Source organism: Salinicoccus sp. Marseille-QA3875 (assembly GCF_054950095.1).
In genome coordinates, this window is the sequence record NZ_CM143103.1 from 683,936 (window position 1) to 706,406 (window position 22,471).

General features: G+C 43.6%; 19 protein-coding genes, 5 tRNA genes, 3 rRNA genes and 1 riboswitch. Of the genes, 1 reads left to right on the plus strand and 26 read right to left on the minus strand.

Going from position 1 to position 22,471, the window contains the following annotated elements; all coding sequences use genetic code 11:
• Positions 1-74: 74 nt before the first annotated feature.
• Positions 75-183, minus strand: a riboswitch (SAM riboswitch).
• A gap of 136 nt (positions 184-319) precedes the next feature.
• From tsaD to ACY8DT_RS03600, 12 genes are all read right to left on the minus strand, one after another.
• A complete protein-coding gene (tsaD, locus tag ACY8DT_RS03545) occupies positions 320-1,342 on the minus strand; it encodes a tRNA (adenosine(37)-N6)-threonylcarbamoyltransferase complex transferase subunit TsaD (protein WP_462421565.1) in 1,023 nt (340 codons plus the stop codon).
• Positions 1,335-1,760: a ribosomal protein S18-alanine N-acetyltransferase gene (gene rimI, locus ACY8DT_RS03550; protein WP_462422219.1), complete on the minus strand. Its 426-nt coding sequence runs from the start codon at positions 1,758-1,760 to the stop codon at positions 1,335-1,337. The genes tsaD and rimI overlap by 8 nt, the downstream gene beginning before the upstream one ends.
• Positions 1,761-1,771: 11 nt before the next feature.
• Positions 1,772-2,419, minus strand: coding sequence for a tRNA (adenosine(37)-N6)-threonylcarbamoyltransferase complex dimerization subunit type 1 TsaB (tsaB, locus tag ACY8DT_RS03555; protein ID WP_462421566.1), 648 nt, complete (start codon positions 2,417-2,419; stop codon positions 1,772-1,774).
• A complete protein-coding gene (gene tsaE / locus ACY8DT_RS03560) occupies positions 2,400-2,855 on the minus strand; it encodes a tRNA (adenosine(37)-N6)-threonylcarbamoyltransferase complex ATPase subunit type 1 TsaE (protein WP_462421567.1) in 456 nt (151 codons plus the stop codon). Before tsaE ends, tsaB begins: the two co-directional genes overlap by 20 nt.
• Positions 2,856-2,932: 77 nt before the next feature.
• Positions 2,933-3,047: ribosomal RNA gene (rrf, locus tag ACY8DT_RS03565) — 5S ribosomal RNA — on the minus strand.
• Positions 3,048-3,228: 181 nt separating this feature from the next.
• A 23S ribosomal RNA gene (locus ACY8DT_RS03570) occupies positions 3,229-6,115 on the minus strand.
• A 200-nt stretch (positions 6,116-6,315) separates the two neighbouring features.
• Positions 6,316-6,391, minus strand: a tRNA-Ala gene (locus ACY8DT_RS03575).
• Positions 6,392-6,407: 16 nt separating this feature from the next.
• A tRNA-Ile gene (locus tag ACY8DT_RS03580) sits at positions 6,408-6,484 on the minus strand.
• A 102-nt stretch (positions 6,485-6,586) separates the two neighbouring features.
• Positions 6,587-8,136: ribosomal RNA gene (locus ACY8DT_RS03585) — 16S ribosomal RNA — on the minus strand.
• The 16S, 23S and 5S rRNA genes sit together here with 5 tRNA genes alongside, the layout of an rRNA operon.
• A 162-nt stretch (positions 8,137-8,298) precedes the next feature.
• Positions 8,299-8,372: transfer RNA gene (locus ACY8DT_RS03590), tRNA-Gly, on the minus strand.
• Between the two features lie 62 nt (positions 8,373-8,434).
• Positions 8,435-8,519: transfer RNA gene (locus tag ACY8DT_RS03595), tRNA-Leu, on the minus strand.
• 140 nt (positions 8,520-8,659) lie between these two features.
• Positions 8,660-8,731 (minus strand) — tRNA-Glu (locus ACY8DT_RS03600).
• Positions 8,732-9,020: 289 nt separating this feature from the next.
• Here ACY8DT_RS03600 and ACY8DT_RS03605 point away from each other — a divergent pair.
• Entirely contained in the window at positions 9,021-10,595 is a 1,575-nt protein-coding gene (locus ACY8DT_RS03605) for a catalase (RefSeq protein ID WP_462421568.1), read from the plus strand.
• Positions 10,596-10,654: 59 nt separating this feature from the next.
• Here the strand turns inward: ACY8DT_RS03605 and ACY8DT_RS03610 are convergent, their stop codons facing one another.
• From ACY8DT_RS03610 to ACY8DT_RS03675, 14 genes are all read right to left on the minus strand, one after another.
• On the minus strand, positions 10,655-12,796 hold the full coding sequence (locus ACY8DT_RS03610; RefSeq protein WP_462421569.1) for a Tex family protein: 2,142 nt from the start codon (positions 12,794-12,796) through the stop codon (positions 10,655-10,657).
• A 65-nt stretch (positions 12,797-12,861) separates the two neighbouring features.
• Entirely contained in the window at positions 12,862-13,638 is a 777-nt protein-coding gene (gene sigB / locus ACY8DT_RS03615) for an RNA polymerase sigma factor SigB (protein WP_462421570.1), read from the minus strand.
• On the minus strand, positions 13,613-14,089 hold the full coding sequence (gene rsbW, locus ACY8DT_RS03620; protein ID WP_462421571.1) for an anti-sigma B factor RsbW: 477 nt from the start codon (positions 14,087-14,089) through the stop codon (positions 13,613-13,615). The genes sigB and rsbW overlap by 26 nt, the downstream gene beginning before the upstream one ends.
• 1 nt (position 14,090) lies before the next feature.
• Positions 14,091-14,417 carry an anti-sigma factor antagonist gene (locus ACY8DT_RS03625; protein WP_462421572.1) on the minus strand — a complete coding sequence of 109 codons (327 nt, stop codon included), beginning with the start codon at positions 14,415-14,417 and terminating at the stop codon, positions 14,091-14,093.
• Positions 14,418-14,514: 97 nt separating this feature from the next.
• On the minus strand, positions 14,515-15,489 hold the full coding sequence (locus ACY8DT_RS03630) for a SpoIIE family protein phosphatase (protein WP_462422220.1): 975 nt from the start codon (positions 15,487-15,489) through the stop codon (positions 14,515-14,517).
• An 88-nt stretch (positions 15,490-15,577) separates the two neighbouring features.
• Positions 15,578-15,943, minus strand: coding sequence for a type II toxin-antitoxin system PemK/MazF family toxin (locus ACY8DT_RS03635; RefSeq protein ID WP_462421573.1), 366 nt, complete (start codon positions 15,941-15,943; stop codon positions 15,578-15,580).
• Positions 15,944-16,108 carry a hypothetical protein gene (locus ACY8DT_RS03640; protein ID WP_462421574.1) on the minus strand — a complete coding sequence of 55 codons (165 nt, stop codon included), beginning with the start codon at positions 16,106-16,108 and terminating at the stop codon, positions 15,944-15,946.
• 65 nt (positions 16,109-16,173) lie between these two features.
• Positions 16,174-17,322 (minus strand): alanine racemase, encoded by a 1,149-nt coding sequence (alr, locus tag ACY8DT_RS03645; RefSeq protein ID WP_462421575.1) that lies wholly within the window; start codon positions 17,320-17,322, stop codon positions 16,174-16,176.
• Between the two features lie 12 nt (positions 17,323-17,334).
• Positions 17,335-17,682, minus strand: a complete 348-nt coding sequence (gene acpS / locus ACY8DT_RS03650) for a holo-ACP synthase (protein ID WP_462421576.1) — start codon at positions 17,680-17,682, stop codon at positions 17,335-17,337.
• Complete coding sequence (locus ACY8DT_RS03655; RefSeq protein WP_462421577.1) at positions 17,679-18,152, minus strand: PH domain-containing protein; 474 nt, start codon at positions 18,150-18,152, stop codon at positions 17,679-17,681. The genes acpS and ACY8DT_RS03655 overlap by 4 nt, the downstream gene beginning before the upstream one ends.
• Positions 18,109-19,683, minus strand: coding sequence for a PH domain-containing protein (locus ACY8DT_RS03660; RefSeq protein ID WP_462421578.1), 1,575 nt, complete (start codon positions 19,681-19,683; stop codon positions 18,109-18,111). Before ACY8DT_RS03660 ends, ACY8DT_RS03655 begins: the two co-directional genes overlap by 44 nt.
• On the minus strand, positions 19,676-20,140 hold the full coding sequence (locus tag ACY8DT_RS03665) for a PH domain-containing protein (protein WP_462421579.1): 465 nt from the start codon (positions 20,138-20,140) through the stop codon (positions 19,676-19,678). Before ACY8DT_RS03665 ends, ACY8DT_RS03660 begins: the two co-directional genes overlap by 8 nt.
• Positions 20,141-20,252: 112 nt before the next feature.
• Positions 20,253-21,770 (minus strand): DEAD/DEAH box helicase, encoded by a 1,518-nt coding sequence (locus ACY8DT_RS03670; RefSeq protein WP_462421580.1) that lies wholly within the window; start codon positions 21,768-21,770, stop codon positions 20,253-20,255.
• Between the two features lie 75 nt (positions 21,771-21,845).
• On the minus strand, positions 21,846-22,469 hold the full coding sequence (locus tag ACY8DT_RS03675; RefSeq protein ID WP_462421581.1) for an alpha/beta hydrolase: 624 nt from the start codon (positions 22,467-22,469) through the stop codon (positions 21,846-21,848).
• Between the last annotated feature and the right edge of the window lie 2 nt (positions 22,470-22,471).

Below are 22,471 nucleotides of genomic sequence, written 5' to 3' on the forward strand. Positions count from 1 at the left end.
TAATTCTTACTAATATAGTAGGAATAGAAAAAGCCTCTTCCTGAGGAAGAGGCAGTTAAGATAAATGCTGCTCCTCCTCATCTTTCAAGCACATCGCTTGTTGGAATGGGCACCTTCCACTGTTAAATAGTGAGGTTGCCGCAGGATCTAAGGACCAATTTCCTCCCCTGCTCTAGATAAGGACTTTATTCTGTTTTAAGTTAAATATCATACTATCAGGGTATGAATGCTATGTCAAACATAATTTTTAGAAAAGTTGATTATTTCTGAAGAATTAGATTGAAAAGCCCAGCCTACAGTATAGACTGGGAATAATATATTATTTAGTATACTCTTCAATATCGATGAAATTCCGTCCGTTTAAGTCAAGGCCAGTAAAATGCTCTTTTAAATATAGCTGGTATGCAGCTGCACCGATCATGGCGGCATTATCAGTACAAAACTTCAGTTCAGGGATATGCAGGTTGATATTCTGCATTCTTGTCAGCTGTTCAAATCTTGCTCTCAATCCACTGTTTGCAGCGACTCCCCCTGCGATGATCAGATTTTTGACTTTATATTCTTCAACAGCCTGCATCGTTTTATTTGTCAATACATCCACGACACTGTGCTGGAATGAAGCCGCTACATCTTCTGAGTTCACTTCCAGATTTTTCTGCTTATGGTTGTGGAGTGAATTGATTACAGCAGATTTCAATCCGCTGAAGCTGAAATCATAGCTGCCCGGTTCCAGGTATGCTCTTGGAAAATTGAATGTATCCCGCCCCTCTTTACTTAATCGGTCGATATGAGGTCCGCCCGGGTAAGGCAGACCGATGACACGGGCCACCTTGTCGTATGCTTCCCCTACGGCATCGTCACGTGTTTCACCGATCACTTCGAAGCTCAGATGATTCTTCATATATATCAGCTCAGTATGACCGCCTGAGACAATCAGTGCCATTAAAGGAAATCTTAATTCTTCTTCCAGCTGATTCGCATAAATATGTCCTGCAATATGGTGGACAGGAATCAAAGGCAGATCATGTGCAAAACTGAATGCTTTCGCAGCATTGATGCCGACCAAAAGTGCACCGATCAAACCTGGACCTTCTGTTACTGCTACAGCATCAAGGTCTTGGGGAATCAGTTCCGCCTGGTTCAGCGCCTCTTCTATAACTGTTGTGATGGATTCCACATGGTGTCTCGAAGCAACTTCAGGCACCACACCGCCAAAGCGTTTATGACTGTCAATCTGGCTCACTACGATATTTGACAGCAGTTCATGTCCGTTTCTCACGACACTGCATGCTGTTTCGTCACAGCTTGTTTCTATACTTAATATTGTAATGTCTTTATTCATCCAGTTTCACCCACATCACGTGTGCATCCTCTCCCGGTCCGTAGTAATCTTTTCGTATCCCCCCGTAGGAGAATCCTTCTTTTTCATACAGGTTTTTAGCTGCATCATTAGCCGTATTGACTTCAAGAGACAAGGTTTTGGTAGACTCTGCAGAATAATCTTTAACATATTTAAGCAAAGTATGCCCGAGACCAAGTCCTCTCTGGTCATCTCTTATTGCAATTGTTGTAATCTGACTCTGGTCAAGAATCAGCCAAAGACCGCAGTAGCCAATGATTTCAGAGTCTTTTTCAATGACAAAATAGTGCGCAAATCTGTTTACGCCAAGCTCTCTTAAAAAAGCTTCTTTTGTCCATGAAGTCTTTGTAAAAGAAGCTGTTTCAATCAGATGTACGGCGTCAATATCCTCGATTTTCATTTCTCTTATAGTTACTGATTTTTGTCCATCCAATTTCTTTCAGCCTCCGATACTCTTAAGTATTCAGGTACAATACCATGAACATCTTCCTGCACAAGCGCTTCATCATAACGCTCGACATTTGAAATTCTCGGTGTCAGATGAGAGAATCCTTCAATATTTTTAAATTGTTCAGTAGAATTTCCGTAAAAGATTACATCATCATTTTCCATTTTTTCTTTTAATTCATCAAAAGCCATGTGTGCCGGAGCCTGTATTGTTTCGAATTTATCTCCATGAAATTTATAGGCAGCCGCAAACACATTGCCCCGTCGTGCATCAAACAAAGAAGCGACTACCCCCTGGGGATTCGACGAAGCTGCCAGCACAAACAATGAAGATACTGAGTATAATTCCACCTTTAAACTGTAGGCCAGTGTTTTAGCGACAGTCACACCGATTCTGACACCGGTATATGATCCGGGTCCCCTGGCAACTATGATACGATCTATATCGCTTTTATTCATTCCGGCGTAATCAAACAGATGACTGATATACACCATCAGAGTTTCTGAATGAGGTCTTGCCACATTGGCATTAATCTCTGCTATATTAATACCATCATCATTAATTGCCAATGATATTACTTTGTTCGATGTATCAATCAAAAGTGATTTCATCTAATGCCTCCATAATTTCATCATTTAAATTCCTGTTTTCTATTTCAAACATACGCCCGTCGCCGTCATGGGTAATTGTAATATTAATAACATTTTTCGGCAAATACTCTTCAATGAAATCCGGCCATTCCACAATGACGATACCATTGCCGAAGTACTCGTCAAAACCAAGGTCTTCATCACTGAACTCAAGACGGTAACAGTCCATATGATGCACATTGAGTGTATCGACCTGATAGCTTTTAATGATGTTGAAAGTAGGAGACGTCATCCTGCGTCCTACACCTAACAGCTCACCAAGAGCCTGAGTAAATGTCGTCTTACCGGCGCCCAGATCTCCCCGCAACAGTAAAACATCATTCCTTTTAATATTATCGGCAAATACTTCAGCTATCTGCTTTGTTCCTTCTATATTATCTGCTTTTATCTTTATCATGTAATCACCTGTTTGAAATAAAAATACTTTAATCTCATTATACAAAAAAAGAGACCACAAAGGGTCTCTAGAAAATTGCCTGGCAGCGTCCTACTCTGACGGGACGAATGTCCAACTACCATCGGCGCTGGAGAGCTTAACGACTGTGTTCGGCATGGGAACAGGTGTGGCCTCTCCGCCATCACTACCAGACAATGTTGACTGTCGAATACATGAAATGTAATCACAGTTTTGGGATGTTCGACTCCGTCGAACGAATGTCTATCTGTGCCGTTCTAAGCATTAGAAATGCAAGAACGTCATCGATATACACTCAAAACCGGATAGAAGCAGACAAACACAAGTGTAAAAACCCTTTACACGGTACAAATCTTTGAATAAGTCGTCGATCGATTAGTATTCGTCCGCTGAGTATGTTGCCATACGTACACGCCGAACCTATCTACCTCATCATCTCTGAGGGATCTATTGGGGAAATCTCATCTTGAGGGGGGCTTCATGCTTAGATGCTTTCAGCACTTATCCCGTCCATACATAGCTACCCAGCAATGCCGTTGGCACGACAACTGGTACACCAGGGGTATGTCCATCCCGGTCCTCTCGTACTAAGGACAGCGCCTCTCAAATTTCCTACGCCCACGACGGATAGGGACCGAACTGTCTCACGACGTTCTGAACCCAGCTCGCGTGCCGCTTTAATGGGCGAACAGCCCAACCCTTGGGACCGACTACAGCCCCAGGATGCGACGAGCCGACATCGAGGTGCCAAACCTCCCCGTCGATGTGAACTCTTGGGGGAGATAAGCCTGTTATCCCCGGGGTAGCTTTTATCCGTTGAGCGATGGCCCTTCCATGCGGAACCACCGGATCACTAAGTCCGTCTTTCGACCCTGCTCGACTTGTTGGTCTCGCAGTCAAGCTCCCTTATGCCTTTACACTCTGTGAATGATTTCCAACCATTCTGAGGGAACCTTTGAGCGCCTCCGTTACTCTTTAGGAGGCGACCGCCCCAGTCAAACTGTCCACCTGACACTGTCTCCCGCCCGGATCACGGGCGTGGGTTAGAATATCAACATCACCAGGGTGGTATCCCACCGGCGCCTCCATGTATACTGGCGTACACACTTCACAGGCTCCCACCTATTCTGTACGGGGGATGTCAAGATTCAATATCAGGATACAGTAAAGCTCCACGGGGTCTTTCCGTCCTGTCGCGGGTAACCTGCATCTTCACAGGTAATATGATTTCACCGAGCCTCTCGTTGAGACAGTGCCCAAATCGTTGCGCCTTTCGTGCGGGTCAGAACTTACCTGACAAGGAATTTCGCTACCTTAGGACCGTTATAGTTACGGCCGCCGTTTACTGGGGCTTCAATTTGCACCTTCGTTCCGAAGAACTAAGCGCGCCTCTTAACCTTCCAGCACCGGGCAGGCGTCAGCCCCTATACGTCACCTTTCGGTTTGGCAGAGACCTGTGTTTTTGATAAACAGTCGCTTGGGCCTATTCACTGCGGCTCATATCTCTATGAGCACCCCTTCTCCCGAAGTTACGGGGTCATTTTGCCGAGTTCCTTAACGAGAGTTCGCTCGCTCACCTTAGAATTCTCTTCCCAACTACCTGTGTCGGTTTACGGTACGGGCGGTATATATCTTGCTAGCAGCTTTTCTTGGCAGTGTGAATCAACAGCTTCGCCTACTAAATTTCGGCTCCCCGTCACAACTCACGGTTACACAGGGCGGATTTGCCTACCCTGACCACTCGTTGCTTGGACATGCACTTCCATCGGCATGCCTGACCATCCTCCTGCGTCACCACATCACTCGAACAATATACACCGGTACAGGAATGTCTACCTGTCATCCATCGCCTACGCGTCTTCGCCTCGGCTTAGGTCCCGACTAACCCAGAGCGGACGAGCCTTCCTCTGGAAACCTTAGTCATTCGGTGGACGGGATTCCCACCCGTCTTTCGCTACTCACACCGGCATTCTCACTTCTAAGCGCTCCACATGTCCTCACGATCATGCTTCGCTGCACTTAGAACGCTCTCCTACCATCAATAAATTGATCCACAGTTTCGGTAATATGTTTAGCCCCGGTACATTTTCGGCGCAGCGTCACTTGACTAGTGAGCTATTACGCACTCTTTAAATGATGGCTGCTTCTAAGCCAACATCCTAGTTGTCTGTGCAACGCCACATCCTTTTCCACTTAACATATATTTGGGGACCTTAACTGGTGGTCTGGGCTGTTGCCCTCTCGACAATGGACCTTATCACCCACTGTCTGACTCCCATGAAGCGCATCTATGGCATTCGGAGTTTGTCTGAATTCGGTAACCCGGGATGGGCCCCTCGTCCAAACAGTGCTCTACCTCCACGATGCTCTCATGAGGCTATACCTAAATATATTTCGGAGAGAACCAGCTATCTCCAGGTTCGATTGGAATTTCACCGCTACCCACACCTCATCCGGTCACTTTTCAACGTAAGTCGGTTCGGCCCTCCATCCAGTGTTACCTGGACTTCAGCCTGGACATGGGTAGATCACCTGGTTTCGGGTCTACGACGATATACTATGGCGCCCTGTTCAGACTCGCTTTCGCTGCGGCTCCACATTCACTGCTTAACCTTGCATATCATCGTAAGTCGCCGGTTCATTCTACAAAAGGCACGCCATCACCCATTAACGGGCTCTGACTACTTGTAAGCACACGGTTTCAGGTTCTATTTCACTCCCCTTCCGGGGTGCTTTTCACCTTTCCCTCACGGTACTGGTTCACTATCGGTCACTAAGAAGTATTTAGCCTTGGGAGATGGTCCTCCCGGATTCCGACGGAATTTCTCGTGTTCCGCCGTACTCAGGATCCACCTAGGGCCGACAACGTTTTCGTCTACGGGACTGTTACCCCCTCCGGTTCATCTTTCCAGATGGTTCGACTAACATTATCTTTCCACATTGGTGTCCTACAACCCCAGCCGAAGCTGGTTTGGGCTCTTCCCGTTTCGCTCGCCGCTACTCAGGGAATCGTGTTTACTTTCTCTTCCTCCGGGTACTAAGATGTTTCAGTTCCCCGGGTCTACCTCCAAATGCGCTATGTATTCACGCATTGGTAACGTCCATAAGACGCTGGGTTCCCCCATTCGGACATCTTCGATTCACAGCTTACTTACAGCTCCTCGAAGCATTTCGGTGTTGGTTCCGTCCTTCATCGGCTCTTAGTGCCAAGGCATCCACCGTGCGCTCTTCATCACTTAATCGTAATGAATTTGTGAGTGTACTGGTTACAGTACATCGCGTGTATCTTGAACTCTTTGTTCTCGGTTTTCTACGCTTGTTTTGATTTCGGTTAAAATCATTTGTTTTGTTTGCTTCTCTATCCGGTTTTCAATGTACATCATTCTCTACTACATATTATAGAAGAGATTTTTAAAAGACTATCTAATAGATAATCTAAAAATGGTGGAGACTAGCGGGATCGAACCGCTGACCTCCTGCGTGCAAGGCAGGCGCTCTCCCAGCTGAGCTAAGCCCCCATGATTATAATATAAATGGTGGGCCTAAGTGGACTCGAACCACCGACCTCACGCTTATCAGGCGTGCGCTCTAACCAGCTGAGCTATAGGCCCATCAATAATCATAAGATATTAATTTATATATGAATGTTAAAGAACATTCAAAACTGAATACAATATGTCAAACGTCAATCCCGTTCCTGTAATTATCCTTAGAAAGGAGGTGATCCAGCCGCACCTTCCGATACGGCTACCTTGTTACGACTTCACCCCAATCATCAATCCCACCTTCGACGGCTGCCTCCATAAAGGTTGGCCCACCGGCTTCAGGTGTTACTGACTTTCGTGGTGTGACGGGCGGTGTGTACAAGACCCGGGAACGTATTCACCGTGGCATGCTGATCCACGATTACTAGCGATTCCAGCTTCATGGAGTCGAGTTGCAGACTCCAATCCGAACTGAGAACAGTTTTATGGGATTCGCTTGGCCTTGCGGCGTTGCTGCCCTTTGTAACCTGTCCATTGTAGCACGTGTGTAGCCCAAATCATAAGGGGCATGATGATTTGACGTCATCCCCACCTTCCTCCGGTTTGTCACCGGCAGTCAACTTAGAGTGCCCAACTGAATGCTGGCAACTAAGTTTAAGGGTTGCGCTCGTTGCGGGACTTAACCCAACATCTCACGACACGAGCTGACGACAACCATGCACCACCTGTCACTCTGCCCCGAAGGGAAACCATATCTCTATGGCTGTCAGAGGATGTCAAGATTTGGTAAGGTTCTTCGCGTTGCTTCGAATTAAACCACATGCTCCACCGCTTGTGCGGGTCCCCGTCAATTCCTTTGAGTTTCAACCTTGCGGTCGTACTCCCCAGGCGGAGTGCTTAATGCGTTTGCTGCAGCACTAAGGGGCGGAAACCCCCTAACACTTAGCACTCATCGTTTACGGCGTGGACTACCAGGGTATCTAATCCTGTTTGATCCCCACGCTTTCGCACATCAGCGTCAGTTACAGACCAGAGAGCCGCCTTCGCCACTGGTGTTCCTCCATATCTCTGCGCATTTCACCGCTACACATGGAATTCCACTCTCCTCTTCTGCACTCAAGTTCCCCAGTTTCCAATGACCCTCCCCGGTTGAGCCGGGGGCTTTCACATCAGACTTAAGAAACCGCCTACGCGCGCTTTACGCCCAATAATTCCGGATAACGCTTGCCACCTACGTATTACCGCGGCTGCTGGCACGTAGTTAGCCGTGGCTTTCTGGTTAAGTACCGTCACACACATGGCAGTTACTCCATGTGTCATTCTTCCTTAACAACAGAGTTTTACGAGCCGAAACCCTTCTTCACTCACGCGGCGTTGCTCCGTCAGACTTGCGTCCATTGCGGAAGATTCCCTACTGCTGCCTCCCGTAGGAGTCTGGGCCGTGTCTCAGTCCCAGTGTGGCCGATCACCCTCTCAGGTCGGCTACGCATCGTCGCCTTGGTGAGCCACTATCTCACCAACTAGCTAATGCGCCGCAGGCCCATCCATCAACGGCACCAAAAGCGCCTTTCAACTTTAAGACTTGTGTCTCAAAGGATCATCCGGTATTAGCCACGGTTTCCCGTGGTTATCCCAGTCTGATGGGTAGGTTGCCTACGTGTTACTCACCCGTCCGCCGCTCGATTGATTGGAGCAAGCTCCAATCAATCGCGCTCGACTTGCATGTATTAGGCACGCCGCCAGCGTTCATCCTGAGCCAGGATCAAACTCTCCATAAATGGAAAGCTCATCTTGAGCTCGGTGTGATACTTCAATCATGAAGCATCGGTTTGCGTGTTCCGTTGTTCGCCTCAACTTGTGTTCCTATATAATAGAAACTTTATCGGAATTAAACGTTGACATATTGTCATTCAGTTTTCAATGTTCTTCATTTAAAATAATGGAGCGGGTGATCGGAATCGAACCGACGACATCAGCTTGGAAGGCTGGGGTTATACCACTTAACTACACCCGCATATATAAATAGAAAGAAAATGTTTTTGTTTTAAAAGTAACTTTCGATTGCTTCAGGAATAATGCGGCTGAGAGGACTTGAACCTCCACGGGATTACCTCCCACTAGGCCCTCAACCTAGCGCGTCTGCCGATTCCGCCACAACCGCGTATCAATAAGCTATTTAAAAGTTCTTATAAAACTTTCGCTTTTTCTTATTTTAGCGACAAGAATTATTGTATAACATCCAGCATTCTTTGTCAACAATTTTATAAAACTAATTTCAAATCATTGTTTTAAAATAAGAAGTGACCCGTACGGGACTCGAACCCGTGTTACCGCCGTGAAAGGGCGGTGTCTTAACCGCTTGACCAACGGGCCATTGATTAATGCAACGTCATTTATATTACAAGGTTATTTGTTTAAAGTCAATACATTTCCAATACAATTTTTACAAAACCTTAATATACCCTACTCTTTTTCATACTAAACCGAGTTTCTACCTATATATAGTAAATTTCATCACCTTTACACCATATTCTCATGCCCTCTTTAATCTTTACTTAAAAATGGTGCATTTCTGTTGTTTTTTTCTACCAATATGTTACTATTTATTTATAATCATTCTAAACAAGAATGTTATAAAACATTGTCTTGGAGGGATTTTTTAATGGAAAACGATAACCAAAAACAGCATTCTGGCGACGTACGGGCCGGCGGCGGAGATCAGGCCAGAGAACAAGGTAAACAACAGCCGGCGGATCATCTAACTACTCTATTCGGTGCACCTGTCGGTGACCGTGAGAACTCTGCAACTGCAGGAGCAAGAGGACCAATGGTCATGCAAGACCCTTATTTCCTTGAGCAGATGGCACACTTCGACCGTGAAGTGATTCCTGAAAGACGTATGCACGCTAAAGGTTCAGGTGCCTATGGTACTTTCACTGTAACACATGACATCACTAAATATACAAAAGCAAAAATCTTTAGTGAAGTTGGTAAGAAAACTGAAATGTTCGCACGCTTCTCTACTGTAGCAGGAGAACGCGGGGCGGCGGACGCTGAACGCGATATTCGCGGCTTTGCTCTTAAATTTTACACTGAGGAAGGTAACTGGGACCTGGTTGGTAACAACACGCCTGTATTCTTCTTCCGTGACCCTAAACTTTTTGCGAGTCTGAACCACGTTGTAAAACGTGACCCTAAAACAAACATGCATAACGCAGAAAGCAACTGGGACTTCTGGACACTGCTTCCTGAAGCACTCCACCAGGTAACAATCATCATGACTAACCGCGGGATTCCAAAAGGTTTCAGAAATATGCATGGTTTCGGTTCACACACATACAGCATGCTTAACGAAGATAACGAACGCGTATGGGTGAAGTTCCACTTCAGAACACAGCAGGGTATTGAAAACTATACAGGCGAAGAAGCTGAAGAAGTCATTGCAAAAGACCGCGAATCTTCACAACGTGACCTTTTCAACGCCATTGAAGAAGGCAACTTCCCTAAATGGAAGCTATATATTCAGGTGATGACAGAAGAACAGGCGAAAAACCACTACCATAACCCATTCGACTTGACTAAAGTTTGGTATAAAGATGAGTATCCACTTATCCCTGTTGGTGAATTTGAACTTAACCGCAACCCTGAAAACTACTTCGCAGAAGTTGAACAGGCTGCGTTTGCACCGACCAACATAATTCCTGGCATCGGTTTTTCACCGGATAAAATGCTGCAGGGACGTTTATTCTCATACGGAGATACGCAAAGATACCGCTTAGGTGTCAACCACCAGCAGATTCCTGTCAACTCACCTAAAGCTGTAGACAATGTCTGCCCATTCAGCCGTGACGGCGCAATGAGAGTTGACGGCAACCTTGGTGCACATACTAACTATTATCCTAACAGCTATGATCAGTATCAGGATGATCCAAGCGTCAAACAGCCGCCACTTGAAGTTGATGGTCCTGTTTATGAGCACAACTTCCGCGAAGATGATGACCAGTATTATGAACAGCCTGGGAAGCTCTTCAATCTTCAGTCCGATGAAGATAAGCAGCATCTATTCAAGAACACTGCAGCTGAAATCGGTGCCGCATCCGATCGCGTCAAGCACCGTCATATCTTCAACTGTTATCAGGCAGACCCGGCATATGGCCGCGGTGTAGCTGATGCACTTGGAATCAATATCGACGATGTTGAATTAAAAGACAAGAGTGTACACCTATTAGATAAATAGAAGTCAAAAAAGACAGGTCATTGACCTGTCTTTTTTTGTGTCGTTTTTAAATTTTAAAACTATACGTCTTTCATCGTTAATGATATTCTTCCTTTTTGTGCATCTACATCCAGCACTTTGACATCAACGATATCTCCTGTTCCCACTACTTCCAGCGGATGTTTGACGAAACGTTTGGTCAATTGTGAAATGTGGACCAGCCCATCCTGTTTCACTCCGATATCTACAAATGCACCGAAGTCGGTCACATTTCTTACGGTCCCTGATAATTTCATGCCCTGTTTCAGATCTTCCATTTTCAATACATTGGATTTAAGCATCGGTGTTTCATAATCATCTCTGATATCTCTTGTCGGCGATTTTAAACTTTCAACTATATCCCTCAGCGTCGGTACACCGACTGAAAGTTTCTCAGCATATTCTTTAATATCAATGCCATCCAGTTTTTCTTTTATATCTTCTGAACCTATCTGATCCTTATTTATACCCAGTTGTTTTAAAAATTCATTCGTCGTCTTGTATTGCTCCGGGTGAATCGGAGTCTGGTCCAAAAGCTCATTACCCTCCGGTATTCTTAAGAAACCGATACACTGCTCATATGTTTTCTTACCAAGTCGCGGCACTTTCTCGATTTCTTTTCTTGTTTTAAATTCTCCATTTTCAACTCTGTAATTGACAATATTCTTACTTATCGAAGGGGACAGACCGGCGACGTGTTCTAGCAGTGTTACAGATGCTGTATTCACATTGACACCCACCTGATTCACACTCGTTTCCACCACGAAATTCAGAGAATCCGTCAAATATTTCTGATTCACGTCATGCTGATACTGTCCGACACCAATAGATTTCGGATCGATTTTAACCAGTTCACTCAATGGGTCCTGTACACGTCTTGCGATGGAGACAGCACTTCTCTCTTCAACATTGAAATCAGGGAACTCGTCACGTGCAATCTGTGATGCGGAATAAACACTCGCACCCGCTTCATTCACTATGATGAATGGAATATCAAGATTCTTTTCAGTCAACAGTTCATCAATAAACAGTTCCGTCTCTCGTGAAGCCGTCCCGTTCCCTATTGCGATTAAAGTAGCATCGTACTTCTCAATCATTTTGACAACTTCATTTTTCGCCTGTTCCACTCTTGTATTCGAAGTGTGCGGATATATGATACTTTTATCCATGAATCCCCCGTTGTCATTGATGACCGCAAGTTTACATCCTGAACGGAATGCAGGATCAACACCAAGAATCGTTCTTCCTTTAAGCGGCGGCTGGAGTAGCAGACGCTTTAAATTCTCTTCAAATATATCTACAGCATGCTCTTCACTGTATTCAGTCAAATCATTTCTGACTTCCCGGTCGATGGAAGGGATGATCAGCCTTTTCAGGCTGTCATCAATTGCAGTCTCAATATACCCGGCAGTTTGTGAATCCTCTTTGATGACCTGCTTCGAAATATAATTTTTCAACCGCTCCAGATCATGCTGCAGTTTGACTGTCAGCACTTTAAGTTTCTCACCGCGGTTGATTGCCAGCACTCTGTGCGGCACAATTTTTTTGATTGGTTCTTCATAATCATAATAGATTTCAAAAATCTCAGTATCATCTTCCGCCTTTTTCTTTTTCACAGAGGTAATTGATGAGGTATCTTTGATCACTTTCAATATATAACTTCTGAATTTAGGTTCGTCGGATATGTTCTCTGCAATGATATCAAGAGCACCGTTAACCGCATCTTTTTCAGACTCAATTTCCTCATTCAGATAATCTCCGGCAAATGATTCAATATCTTTTTCATTCTGCTCAAAAATAATTTTTGCCAGCGGCTCAAGCCCTTTTCTTTTCGCCTCTGTCGCTTTTGTTTTTTTCTTCTGCTTGAAAGGACGGTATAAATCCTCCACCCTGTTTAAGACAGTCTGTTTGTTAATATCATTTCTGAGTTCTTCTGTCAGCATCCCCTGTTCATCAATCAGACGGATTACTTCTTCTTTCCGCTTCATAAGGGATTCCATATAATTGAACTCATCAGCAATCTGTTTGATTTCTTCTTCATTCATCCCGCCGGTCATCTCTTTACGGTAACGTGCAATGAATGGAACAGTGTTTTTATCCTCTAATAATTCCAATACACTTTTAATATACTTTTCTTTGAATGATGTTGTTTTTTCCAACGCTTTAATCAGACTCTGTGACATATTTTTTCTCCTAAACATTCAGTTTTCTTCTTTAAAATAAAAACCCTAACCTTATCGGTCAGGGATCATTCATTCTCAACAACTGCCTGTCGCAGTTTATCAATAGCCGTTCTCTGTAATCTGGATACATGCATCTGACTCAGACCTACACGTTCTCCTGTTTCTTTCTGGCTTAAACCGTCCATAAATGTAAACTGGATAATCTCTCTTTCCCTGTCCGTCAATATCGGCAGGATTTTTTCCAGCATCAGTCGTTTCTCCGCCAATTCATAGTTATCATCGCGGTCCCCCATCACATCCAATAATGTGACTTTGGAACTGTCTTTATCCGCTTCAACGGAATGGTCGACTGATAAAGCATTATAACTCTGACCCATCTCCATCGCTTCAAGTACATCCTCATCAGTAACTTCCAGGTATTCTGCGATCTCCTGTATCGTCGGTGAACGTTCCAATTCGGCGACAAGTGTATCATTGGCATTTTTTATTTTCGGACCGATTTCCTTTATACGTCTCGGTACATGAACGCTCCATGTCTTATCACGGAGATATCTCTTTATCTCTCCGACGACTGTCGGCACTAAAAAAGCTTCAAACCTGCGTTCAAAAGACGGATCGAATCTCTTTATTGCGCCCAGCAGCCCGACCATGCCGACCTGCACCAGGTCTTCATGATGGCTTTGACCTTTGGAATAACGGTACGCAAGTGATTCAACCAGCTTTTGATAATATTCGACCAGACTGGTCTGTGCGGCATCGTCCTTATCTTCCTGGTAGCTTTTAATTAGAAAATTGATGTCTTCTGCGGAATATCCGTTATCTGTTGCTGATTGTTTCCCCATCTGAATGCACCTGGCTTTCATCAATGTACTTAGTCATGCTTATTGTAACACCTGGATCCTTTCTTACAACTATTTCATCCATTAATGTTTCAATTAAGAATAACCCGAGTCCTCCTTCTCTCAAGTAATTGACATTATCATCTTCATTATATGGTCCAAGTTCAGATTTAATCTGTTCGTAATCAAAGCTTTGTCCATTATCTGATACTATGATTTCGATTTTATTGCTGAAAACAGCGAAACCGACCAGGATATTTCCCGCTTCATTATCAGTATAGGCATGTTTTACAGCATTGGTCACTGCTTCGGATACTGCAATTTTTGCATCTTCAATCTGATCATACGTTGCACCTACTCTTGAAAATACGCCAGACAGAGTGAGCCTGATCAAACCGACATATTCGGCACTTGAAGGGAATTTCATTTCTATATAGTCATATTGATGACTCATCCTATTCCACCTCCGATGATTCATTAATATGCATCAGGTCTCTTAATCCCGTAATTTCAAACAGTCTTAAAATACGGTTTGATGCGCCGGTCACACGAAGTTCCTTATCATGCTGGTTCAGGTCTTTAAGTGTACCCACAAAAATTCCAAGGCCTGTCGAATCCATATAAGACACATCAGTTACATCTATTCTTACATGATGGGTTCCGTCCTGTCTGACAGGATCCAGAACTTTCTGCAGTTCCGGTGCCGTATAGACATCCAGTTCCCCGCTCATTTTTATGACGTACTCTTCGTTTTTTTCTTCTGCGCTAATATTAATATTCATTATGTATATACACTCCTAATAGTTTCTAAACATAATCCAATTTATAATTACCCTCACCTAAATAAGATAAACATGAATATCGCATTTATTTTAAATTTTACTCACTGGTATTTTTTAAAATAAACAGAGTCAGGTCATCTTTTTTGTGTGAATGCTGCATACGAGTGAGTGATTCATACACATACTGGACTATATCCTGTGGGTGATGTTCTTTAGTTTCGACAATCATGTCCTTGATATCATCGAGATCGATAAAGGTGTCATCATGTTTCCTGAGCTCTGTCACACCATCAGTACAGACAATCAGCATATCACCTTTATAAAGTTTCACCTGAAGCTGCTCATATTCAGCTGAGTCAGTCACACCAAGTACTATACCCTTGGCATCAATTTCCTCAAACTCGTTTGTTTCGTGTCTGTAAATTAAACCGGGTTCATGTCCTGCTGATGAAAAGTGCAGTGTATCCGTCGCGATATTATACAGACCATAAAACATTGTGATGAACATATTCTGGTTTACGTTTTTCTCCACCACTCTGTTCAGCTTCTTCAAACCTTCGCTCGGATTTTTGGTGGCACCCTGGAAATCCATGGAGAACTTGATCATAGACATCGCAATAGCCGCCGGGATCCCTTTGCCGATGACGTCAGCGACACCAAAACTCAATAAATTGTTTTTGTGATTGATGATGTTGAAATAATCTCCACTCACTTTACTCGCGGGAACCGAAATCGCACCGATTTCCAAACTGTCCAGTACGGGTATCGTTGTCTTCAACATTGTTTCCTGAAGACTTGATGCGACGTCCAATTCTTTATCATGTACTTCAATTTTGGCCAGCATGGCTTTATAATCGCGATATGTAAAACCGAATGCGATCAGGACTTCCTGCACAATATGCAATGATGCACGGATTTTAACACCGTCAGTCACTTGCAGATCATCCAGCAGATCCATGTGTAAAGTTACTATTTCTTCAGGAGAGGTATCGATTTGAATGACTTTATCGCTGAAAGTATGGCACATTTCCAGAGCTTCGTCCTGCTTTTGATCAAACAGATACTTGGACATTATATCTTTATATTCTTTGGCTAATTCATCTACATACGTCAAAACTTGCACCTCCTGCTGGAATACAGAGCACCCGGATCACTCTGATCTATTTCTTTTTCCTTTTCTTCTTTTTAGTGTCTAATGCCAGACTCACCTTTAAAGCAGTATCCACTTCTGCCATCTTATCGTCTTTTAAATATGTAAGTTTTTCCATCAGACGTTTTTTATCGACCGTTCTGATCTGTTCCAATAAAATGACGGAATCCTTATCCAAATTATATGTATCCTTTGAAATCTCCACATGTGTAGGTATCTTAGCTTTGTTTATTCTGCCTGTAACAGCAGCAACTATCACAGTCGGACTGTGATAGTTACCCACATTGTTTTGTATAATGACAACAGGCCTCTTTCCACCTTGCTCTGAACCTTCCACCGGTGATAGATCCGCAAGATAAACTTCTCCTCTTTTCATCTATTCACCATCTTTTATATAGTCAAGGTAATCCTCATTGCGTTTATGCGCTTCACATTCTGCCATGTGAAATTCAGTCACAATGGATAGATTGATATCGCTCATCTCAATATAACCCACTTTCAGTGCCATATCGATGCTGTTTGCATTTGATTGTTCGCTCATTATCAAATCACTCCTGGAACGCTAATGTAATTATAATTTTACCATGTACAATCACAAGTGACTAGCTATTTCAATACCTCATTATACACGAAGCTGACATCTTCACCCTCATAGTACCGCGGAATGCGCCTTGACAGCAGCGTCAGTGACTCATAGGGAATCGTGTCTGTATAGTCACTGTAAACATCCATCGACTGCAATGAATCGGGATTACTGCTGATAATGCATGCTTCATCACCTATTTCAATATCAGCAGGCACTTTAACCATTATGGAATCCATGCACACTCTGCCCACTACTGGACATTGCAGGCCGCCTATTTCAACTTTCGAGCCAGACCGTGCCCTGATGAAGCCGTCTGCATAACCAATCGGTAAAGTGGCGATCGTCTCATCGATTTCAGCAGTATACGTCCGGCCGTAACCCACTGAGTCACCACTGTTCAGCCTATGGACTGCGGCAACTTTTGTCATTAGATCAATTGCAGGTTTCAAATCAATTGACGAAGTGGCTTTGACGAAGGGGCTTGTATAATATCCATATAATGAAATACCTATACGCATCGCGTTGCAAAAATCGGCATCGTAGCATAATGCCCCTGCTGAATTTTGGATATGCACCAGTTCTGGTTTTTCAACCTGATCGATGATATCTTTAAAAGTTTCCATCTCCATCTGCGTTGATTCATTATCCATATCAGCTGAAGTCAGGTGGCTGAAGATTCCTTCATAGATGAAGCGTTCAAATCCATTGATTTCTTCTATCATTTCTTTTATTTCTTCGGGATCTTTTGTGCCGTACCTGTTCATGCCTGTATTCACCTTAATGTGGATCCAGACTTCCTTCTCATATTTATCATCCACATTGGCTTTGGCACTTCTTACCCAGTCGACGCCTGGAGCGGTAATTGCGATTCTATGCTGTATCGCTTTGTTGATGTCCTCGGGATTGATAATACCCAAAACGAGAATCTTATCTTTAATGCCGTGCATTCTCAGATCAATAGCCTCATCCAATGTGGCGACTGCGAAATAGCCGACACCACGTTCAGACAGGTAGTGTGCCACCGTGTCACTGCCGAGACCGTAGCCGTCCGCCTTGACGACTGCTATGAATGTTTTATCGGGATGCCTGCTTCCGATCATTTTATAATTATGATGAATGGCTTCTAAATTTACATGTACCAGTGTGTCGCGATAGTATCTCTCACTCACGGAACTGCCTCCTTATTGTGTTTCCAGAACAACCGTTGCTACAGCATATTCTTCAGCATGTGATATGGACACATGCGCACGCCGGTCATCTGCGATTGACGGTTTACCGTGGCAATCGTTTATGCATTTAATGTCTTTAAATGCCACAGTTTTACCGATTCCGCTGCCGAGTGCTTTCGAGTATGCTTCCTTGACTGCAAAACGTCCTGCCAAAAACTCCATTTTCCGTCTATCATTCTTTATATTCATATATTTATCCAGTTCTTCGTCCGCCAGTATCCTTTTGGCCAGACGGTGGTCTTTATTCACTTTTTTAATTCTGCTGATTTCGATAATATCGGTACCTATTCCAATAATCATAGATTCAACCTCGATTGATGATTAATAATGTCACGTATCGTCGTTCTGAGTGCATCTGCATCCTCATTCTGTAGCTCAGGTATATAAACCCTTTCTGCAGGTGTTCTTAAACTGATGCCTTTCAGTTTCATCCTTCTCATAATGGGACCGACGGTCGTATCGATATTCTGAATTCTGAATATCGGCACAGCTTTCTGCTTTTTAATGAATATCCCTTCGTGTACATGGATTTCATCATCAAAAATGCCATACCTGAAAAATCTGTATTTCAGTTTTGGCACCAGCCATACATCCACCAGCACAATATACAATGTAATCAAAAGCAATGCGAGCGGCACATACCACGGTAAAAACTCCAGAACCGTCACTGACAGTATGAAGACTGCTATCGAGATGAGCAGAACTATTGAAGCATATATACCTGCTTTAATCCTCCATAATCTGATTGCTTTCGGAGAAATCTTCTTCATCCGGGCCGCCTCCTTCTTTAATCCAGTTCCAGATTATCTCTATATCTTTTCTGTCTATGAATTTCACAGTCGCGGTGGAGCCGACGATGCCGGCTGCTGTTGTCACTGATATATTCGCAAGTTTTGAGCGGATCAGAAATGGATTTTCCAAAATCGCACCTTCTATCACCTTGTCATGCTTGATGACGAAATGGCTGCGTGTGAAAAAGCTGGTGGTCAGCATGTTTATCTCATCATCTTTTATGACATAACCATTGTTTCTGGCAGAATAAATACCTGCGGTAATGACGATGATCAATGCAAACAGGCCGATGATCCACGCCCAGCTGATCCAGAAATACTGCACAACTCCCGTAATCAGTACCAATATCCCAGTAGAGATCTGGAAATAACGGCGGTAACCTCTTAGAGGCACATTACTTTTCGGTTTCAGCAAATCATAATTCGGAAGTATTTCTTCTACGATGTCATAAAGTACATCTCTTTTTACAAACGGCATAATCTCAACAGTGCTGTTGCCGCCGTCACTTTCGAATGTATCACTCGTAATGGTAACTGACAGTGAGTAATAGCCTATCATGCGTCTTAAAATGGAATCTTTGATAATTATATTTTGAATCCGGTTGATATTCACACTCTTATGCTTTTTCTCAAGCAGTCCATACTGAACTGCGAGATCATCATCTTTTCTGCTCAATGTATAGTCATAATACTTGATGAGTAGAATAATGACACCGAAGGCATACCCTACGACCACAAAGAATATTGCCGCGACTGACATTGCAATTACCGTATTTTGAAACAGGCCTCCAAAGTAATCAAAATATCTTTCAACGATGAACTGCGTACCGATAATGTTTAAAATCGCAAAAAGTATTGCGATAAATGCCCCCAGTGCACCGCTCGTCATGCTCATCAGCAATAGTTCGCCGCGCTTTAACTTATGCAGTATTTCAAAAGTTTTCTTAGGTACTTCTTCAATTTCTTCTTCGGCAAAAGCAGTGCCTTCTTCTCCAGGCCATGGGCTCGCATCACCGATTCCAACACTGTCAGACTCCTCTGTTCCATGAGCAATCCTTTCCTGTTCATCATAGATGATTGCCTGAAGCTCTTCTGCCTGGGTCTTTTTCATCGTATCTATTACGATACCTTCACCTGGCGTGAATACTTCCAGCTTCACGGCTTTGAACAGACGGTGGAAGATCGGTTCGGAGAAATCGATGGACTGGATCCGTTCGATATCAAACTCTTTCTCTCTTCTTGTCAGAATGCCGTCCTTGTATATAAACTTACCGTCTTCTATCCAAAACCGGGTGCGGTATTTATTGATAAAGTCCAGACCGCCGAAGACGATTACCAGCAGCAGGAAGAGACCGCCTATTCCAAACATCCATCCAAGTGATATATTCCCTGACATGATTGTTTCTCTCTGGTTAAAAAATACAATAATCAGAGGTATCCATAAGTTTTTCAGCGCATTGCCCACACTTCCAAGGTAGGCAATCGGATGAAGCTTCTGAGGACTATACATCAGAAATCTCCTCCTTTACCAAATCGATGATCTGTCTCTTCAGCCGCTCGCCCTCTTCGATTGCAATCGGCGGCAGATCGATGCCCATACTCGCAGTTTTAGCACGCAGTATTGTAAGATTATAACGTCTTGAAACAGGACCTGTAACAAGTTCGACACCCTGGATCCTCTTAATCGGAATCAGAGTGGTCCTGATTAAAATAAAACCCTTCTTGACGATGATCTGTTCATCAGCAAGTTCATAACGGGTCACTCTGTAAAATATCATAGGGCGGATAATTACATTAATAATAAATAAGATGGTAAAAATACCAGCAGCTATCCAAATGACATACATTGGCCATTCGAACCATAATGTCAGCCCCGTGACCACTGAACCGATAACAAGCCACCATATCATATCAATCAGTGCACTCACCCTCAAATAAGGCTTTGCATTTTCAGATAATCTCTTCATACTTACCTTCCTTTTACAGAGAAGATTTTTATTCTACCTTATCATTATACATTTAATAGCCATTATACTAAATAAAAGCACCCACTTTAAGTGGATGCTTTTATCATTTAACTTATTTTATATGATCTTTGAAAGTGCGGCCGGATTTGTTACGGCGCTGTGATTGTGGCTTGCCGCCGTTTCTGTTCTGCGATTGCGGTTTACCGCCGCCGCGTCTGCCTTTATTATCGTTACGCTTTTGAGGGCGTCCTTTTCTGTTGCCTTTGTGATTGGACGATCTATTTCCTCTGCGGCCGCCGGAACCTTTTTTAGATAACGGCTTTTCAAATGACAGTTGAATATTTTCATCCTGTCTTGAGAACATGAATTCATTCAGCATTGCAGAAATGACGTTTTCAGCACCATGAATTTCAATCAGCTTGTCTGTCATTTCTTTAGTGACTGAACTATTATCATTAGCCATCCACTCAGTGATTTTATCGAATACTTCGCTTTGTCTCGCCGCTTCAACCTCTTTTTTGTTTGGCGGTCTGAGTGCGCGGATTGTTTTCTGTTTGTCATTCTCGATCATTCTTAAATAATCCATTTCAACAGGGTTGACGAATGTTAACGCCATACCGGAATGACCTGCACGGCCGGTACGTCCTATTCTGTGTGTATAGCTCTCTGCATCCTGAGGGATATCAAAGTTGTATACATGAGATACACCGGAAATGTCCAGACCCCGTGCGGCAACGTCAGTCGCAACAAGTATGTCCAATGAGTTATTTTTAAACTTCTTAAGCACTTCAAGACGTTTTGACTGCGTAATGTCACCGTGAAGCCCTTCAGCACGGTAGCCTTTTGCAATCAATGCACCCGTCAGCTCATCGACACGGCGTTTTGTCCGCCCGAAGACAATTGCAAGTTCCGGCTGGTGAACATCCAGGAAATCAGCGAAAATCTCAAGTTTTTCCAACTCTTTGACAATCGTGTAGTTTTCGTCGATCTGCGGGTTGTTAGTTGATTGTTTCATCGTCTTGACAATCTTCGGATCGTCCATGAAGCGCGTCACCAATTCCTGAATCGCGCCTGGCATTGTAGCTGAAAATAATAATGTCTGGCGGTTCTCTGTTGGCACTTCAGACATGATGAACTTGACATCATCGATAAAGCCCATGTTCATCATCTCATCTGCTTCATCCAGAACAAGCATGTTCACCGTCTGCAGTTTTAAAGTGCGGCGTTTGATATGGTCGATGATTCTGCCCGGAGTACCTACTACGATTTCCGGTTTTCTTTTTAATTCTTTAATCTGACGGTCGATGCTCATACCGCCGAAAATTACAGATACATGTAATTTTTTATACTTGGAAAATTTGCCTATTTCTTCTGCCACTTGTGCAGCCAGTTCACGAGTCGGTGTTAAAATTACATTCTGGATTCCTTCACCTTTAGTCGTTCTTTCTATAAGCGGAATACCGAACGCACCTGTTTTACCCGTTCCTGTCTGAGCTTGACCAAGTACATCTCGTCCTTCTAATGCAAACGGGATACTTGTTTCTTGTATTGGTGTCGGAGTTTCAAATCCCATATCATTGAGGGATCTGAGCATTTCCTCACTCACACCTAAATCTTTAAAAAACTTCAACTTTTAGTCTCCTTTGACTCTTAACGTACTATTTTTATTATAACTTCTCTATACTAACACCATTTACACATTAACTCAAGAATTCTTTTTTACCCCTTTAAATAAAAATCTTTCTGCCAGGATATTCAGTGTGTGCTGATGGTTCTCTGTATAGGACATGACATGGGGCGCACCCTCAATCAGTTCCAGACGGCTGTTTTCAATTTTCTTTTCTGCTTCCACGCTCGACATATAAGGTACCAACAGATCGATTTTGCCGTGTACGATCAATGTTTCTGATTTTATCTTCTCGTAGTCGGGCATCTTTGCCTCCATGATCATACGGAATTCATTGAATGCACGGAGGGACAGCTTGGGCAGCCTGCTTTTGACCACATCTATCGTCTTGATCTTCATGTGCTCACCCAATCCTTCCGGTCTGAGATTCAGGCGGGACAATCTATTCAGGTGGGTATATTCAAACGCCGGTGCGATGAGCAGCAGCTTCTCCACTTTGTGGTGCTCCGCAATATGACTTGCAAATAAACCGCCCATCGAAAAACCGATGATATATACTTTATCCACCTTTCTAGACAGTATCTGATAAGCTTCAAAAGCCTCTTCATACCAGTCGTTACCCGTAACGTTTTTAAAGTTCAATTCAAGACCATGTCCGGGGTAGACGGGAAATTCATATTCAAAATCATATCTCGACTTCAAAT

What these genes read in the sequence shown, in the direction of transcription:
- ACY8DT_RS03635 (WP_462421573.1), bottom strand. Translation starts at nt 15,943, where the DNA reads ATGAAAAGAGGAGAAGTTTATCTTGCGGATCTATCACCGGTGGAAGGT.
- tsaB (WP_462421566.1), bottom strand. Translation starts at nt 2,419, where the DNA reads ATGAAATCACTTTTGATTGATACATCGAACAAAGTAATATCATTGGCA.
- acpS (WP_462421576.1), bottom strand. Translation starts at nt 17,682, where the DNA reads ATGATTATTGGAATAGGTACCGATATTATCGAAATCAGCAGAATTAAA.
- ACY8DT_RS03610 (WP_462421569.1), bottom strand. Translation starts at nt 12,796, where the DNA reads ATGTCACAGAGTCTGATTAAAGCGTTGGAAAAAACAACATCATTCAAA.
- tsaD (WP_462421565.1), bottom strand. Translation starts at nt 1,342, where the DNA reads ATGAATAAAGACATTACAATATTAAGTATAGAAACAAGCTGTGACGAA.
- ACY8DT_RS03665 (WP_462421579.1), bottom strand. Translation starts at nt 20,140, where the DNA reads ATGAAGAGATTATCTGAAAATGCAAAGCCTTATTTGAGGGTGAGTGCA.
- ACY8DT_RS03630 (WP_462422220.1), bottom strand. Translation starts at nt 15,489, where the DNA reads ATGTCCAAGTATCTGTTTGATCAAAAGCAGGACGAAGCTCTGGAAATG.
- ACY8DT_RS03625 (WP_462421572.1), bottom strand. Translation starts at nt 14,417, where the DNA reads ATGAATATTAATATTAGCGCAGAAGAAAAAAACGAAGAGTACGTCATA.
- ACY8DT_RS03655 (WP_462421577.1), bottom strand. Translation starts at nt 18,152, where the DNA reads ATGAAGAAGATTTCTCCGAAAGCAATCAGATTATGGAGGATTAAAGCA.
- ACY8DT_RS03660 (WP_462421578.1), bottom strand. Translation starts at nt 19,683, where the DNA reads ATGTATAGTCCTCAGAAGCTTCATCCGATTGCCTACCTTGGAAGTGTG.
- sigB (WP_462421570.1), bottom strand. Translation starts at nt 13,638, where the DNA reads ATGGGGAAACAATCAGCAACAGATAACGGATATTCCGCAGAAGACATC.
- ACY8DT_RS03605 (WP_462421568.1), top strand. Translation starts at nt 9,021, where the DNA reads ATGGAAAACGATAACCAAAAACAGCATTCTGGCGACGTACGGGCCGGC.
- rsbW (WP_462421571.1), bottom strand. Translation starts at nt 14,089, where the DNA reads ATGAGTCATCAATATGACTATATAGAAATGAAATTCCCTTCAAGTGCC.
- ACY8DT_RS03640 (WP_462421574.1), bottom strand. Translation starts at nt 16,108, where the DNA reads ATGAGCGAACAATCAAATGCAAACAGCATCGATATGGCACTGAAAGTG.
- tsaE (WP_462421567.1), bottom strand. Translation starts at nt 2,855, where the DNA reads ATGATAAAGATAAAAGCAGATAATATAGAAGGAACAAAGCAGATAGCT.
- rimI (WP_462422219.1), bottom strand. Translation starts at nt 1,760, where the DNA reads ATGAAAATCGAGGATATTGACGCCGTACATCTGATTGAAACAGCTTCT.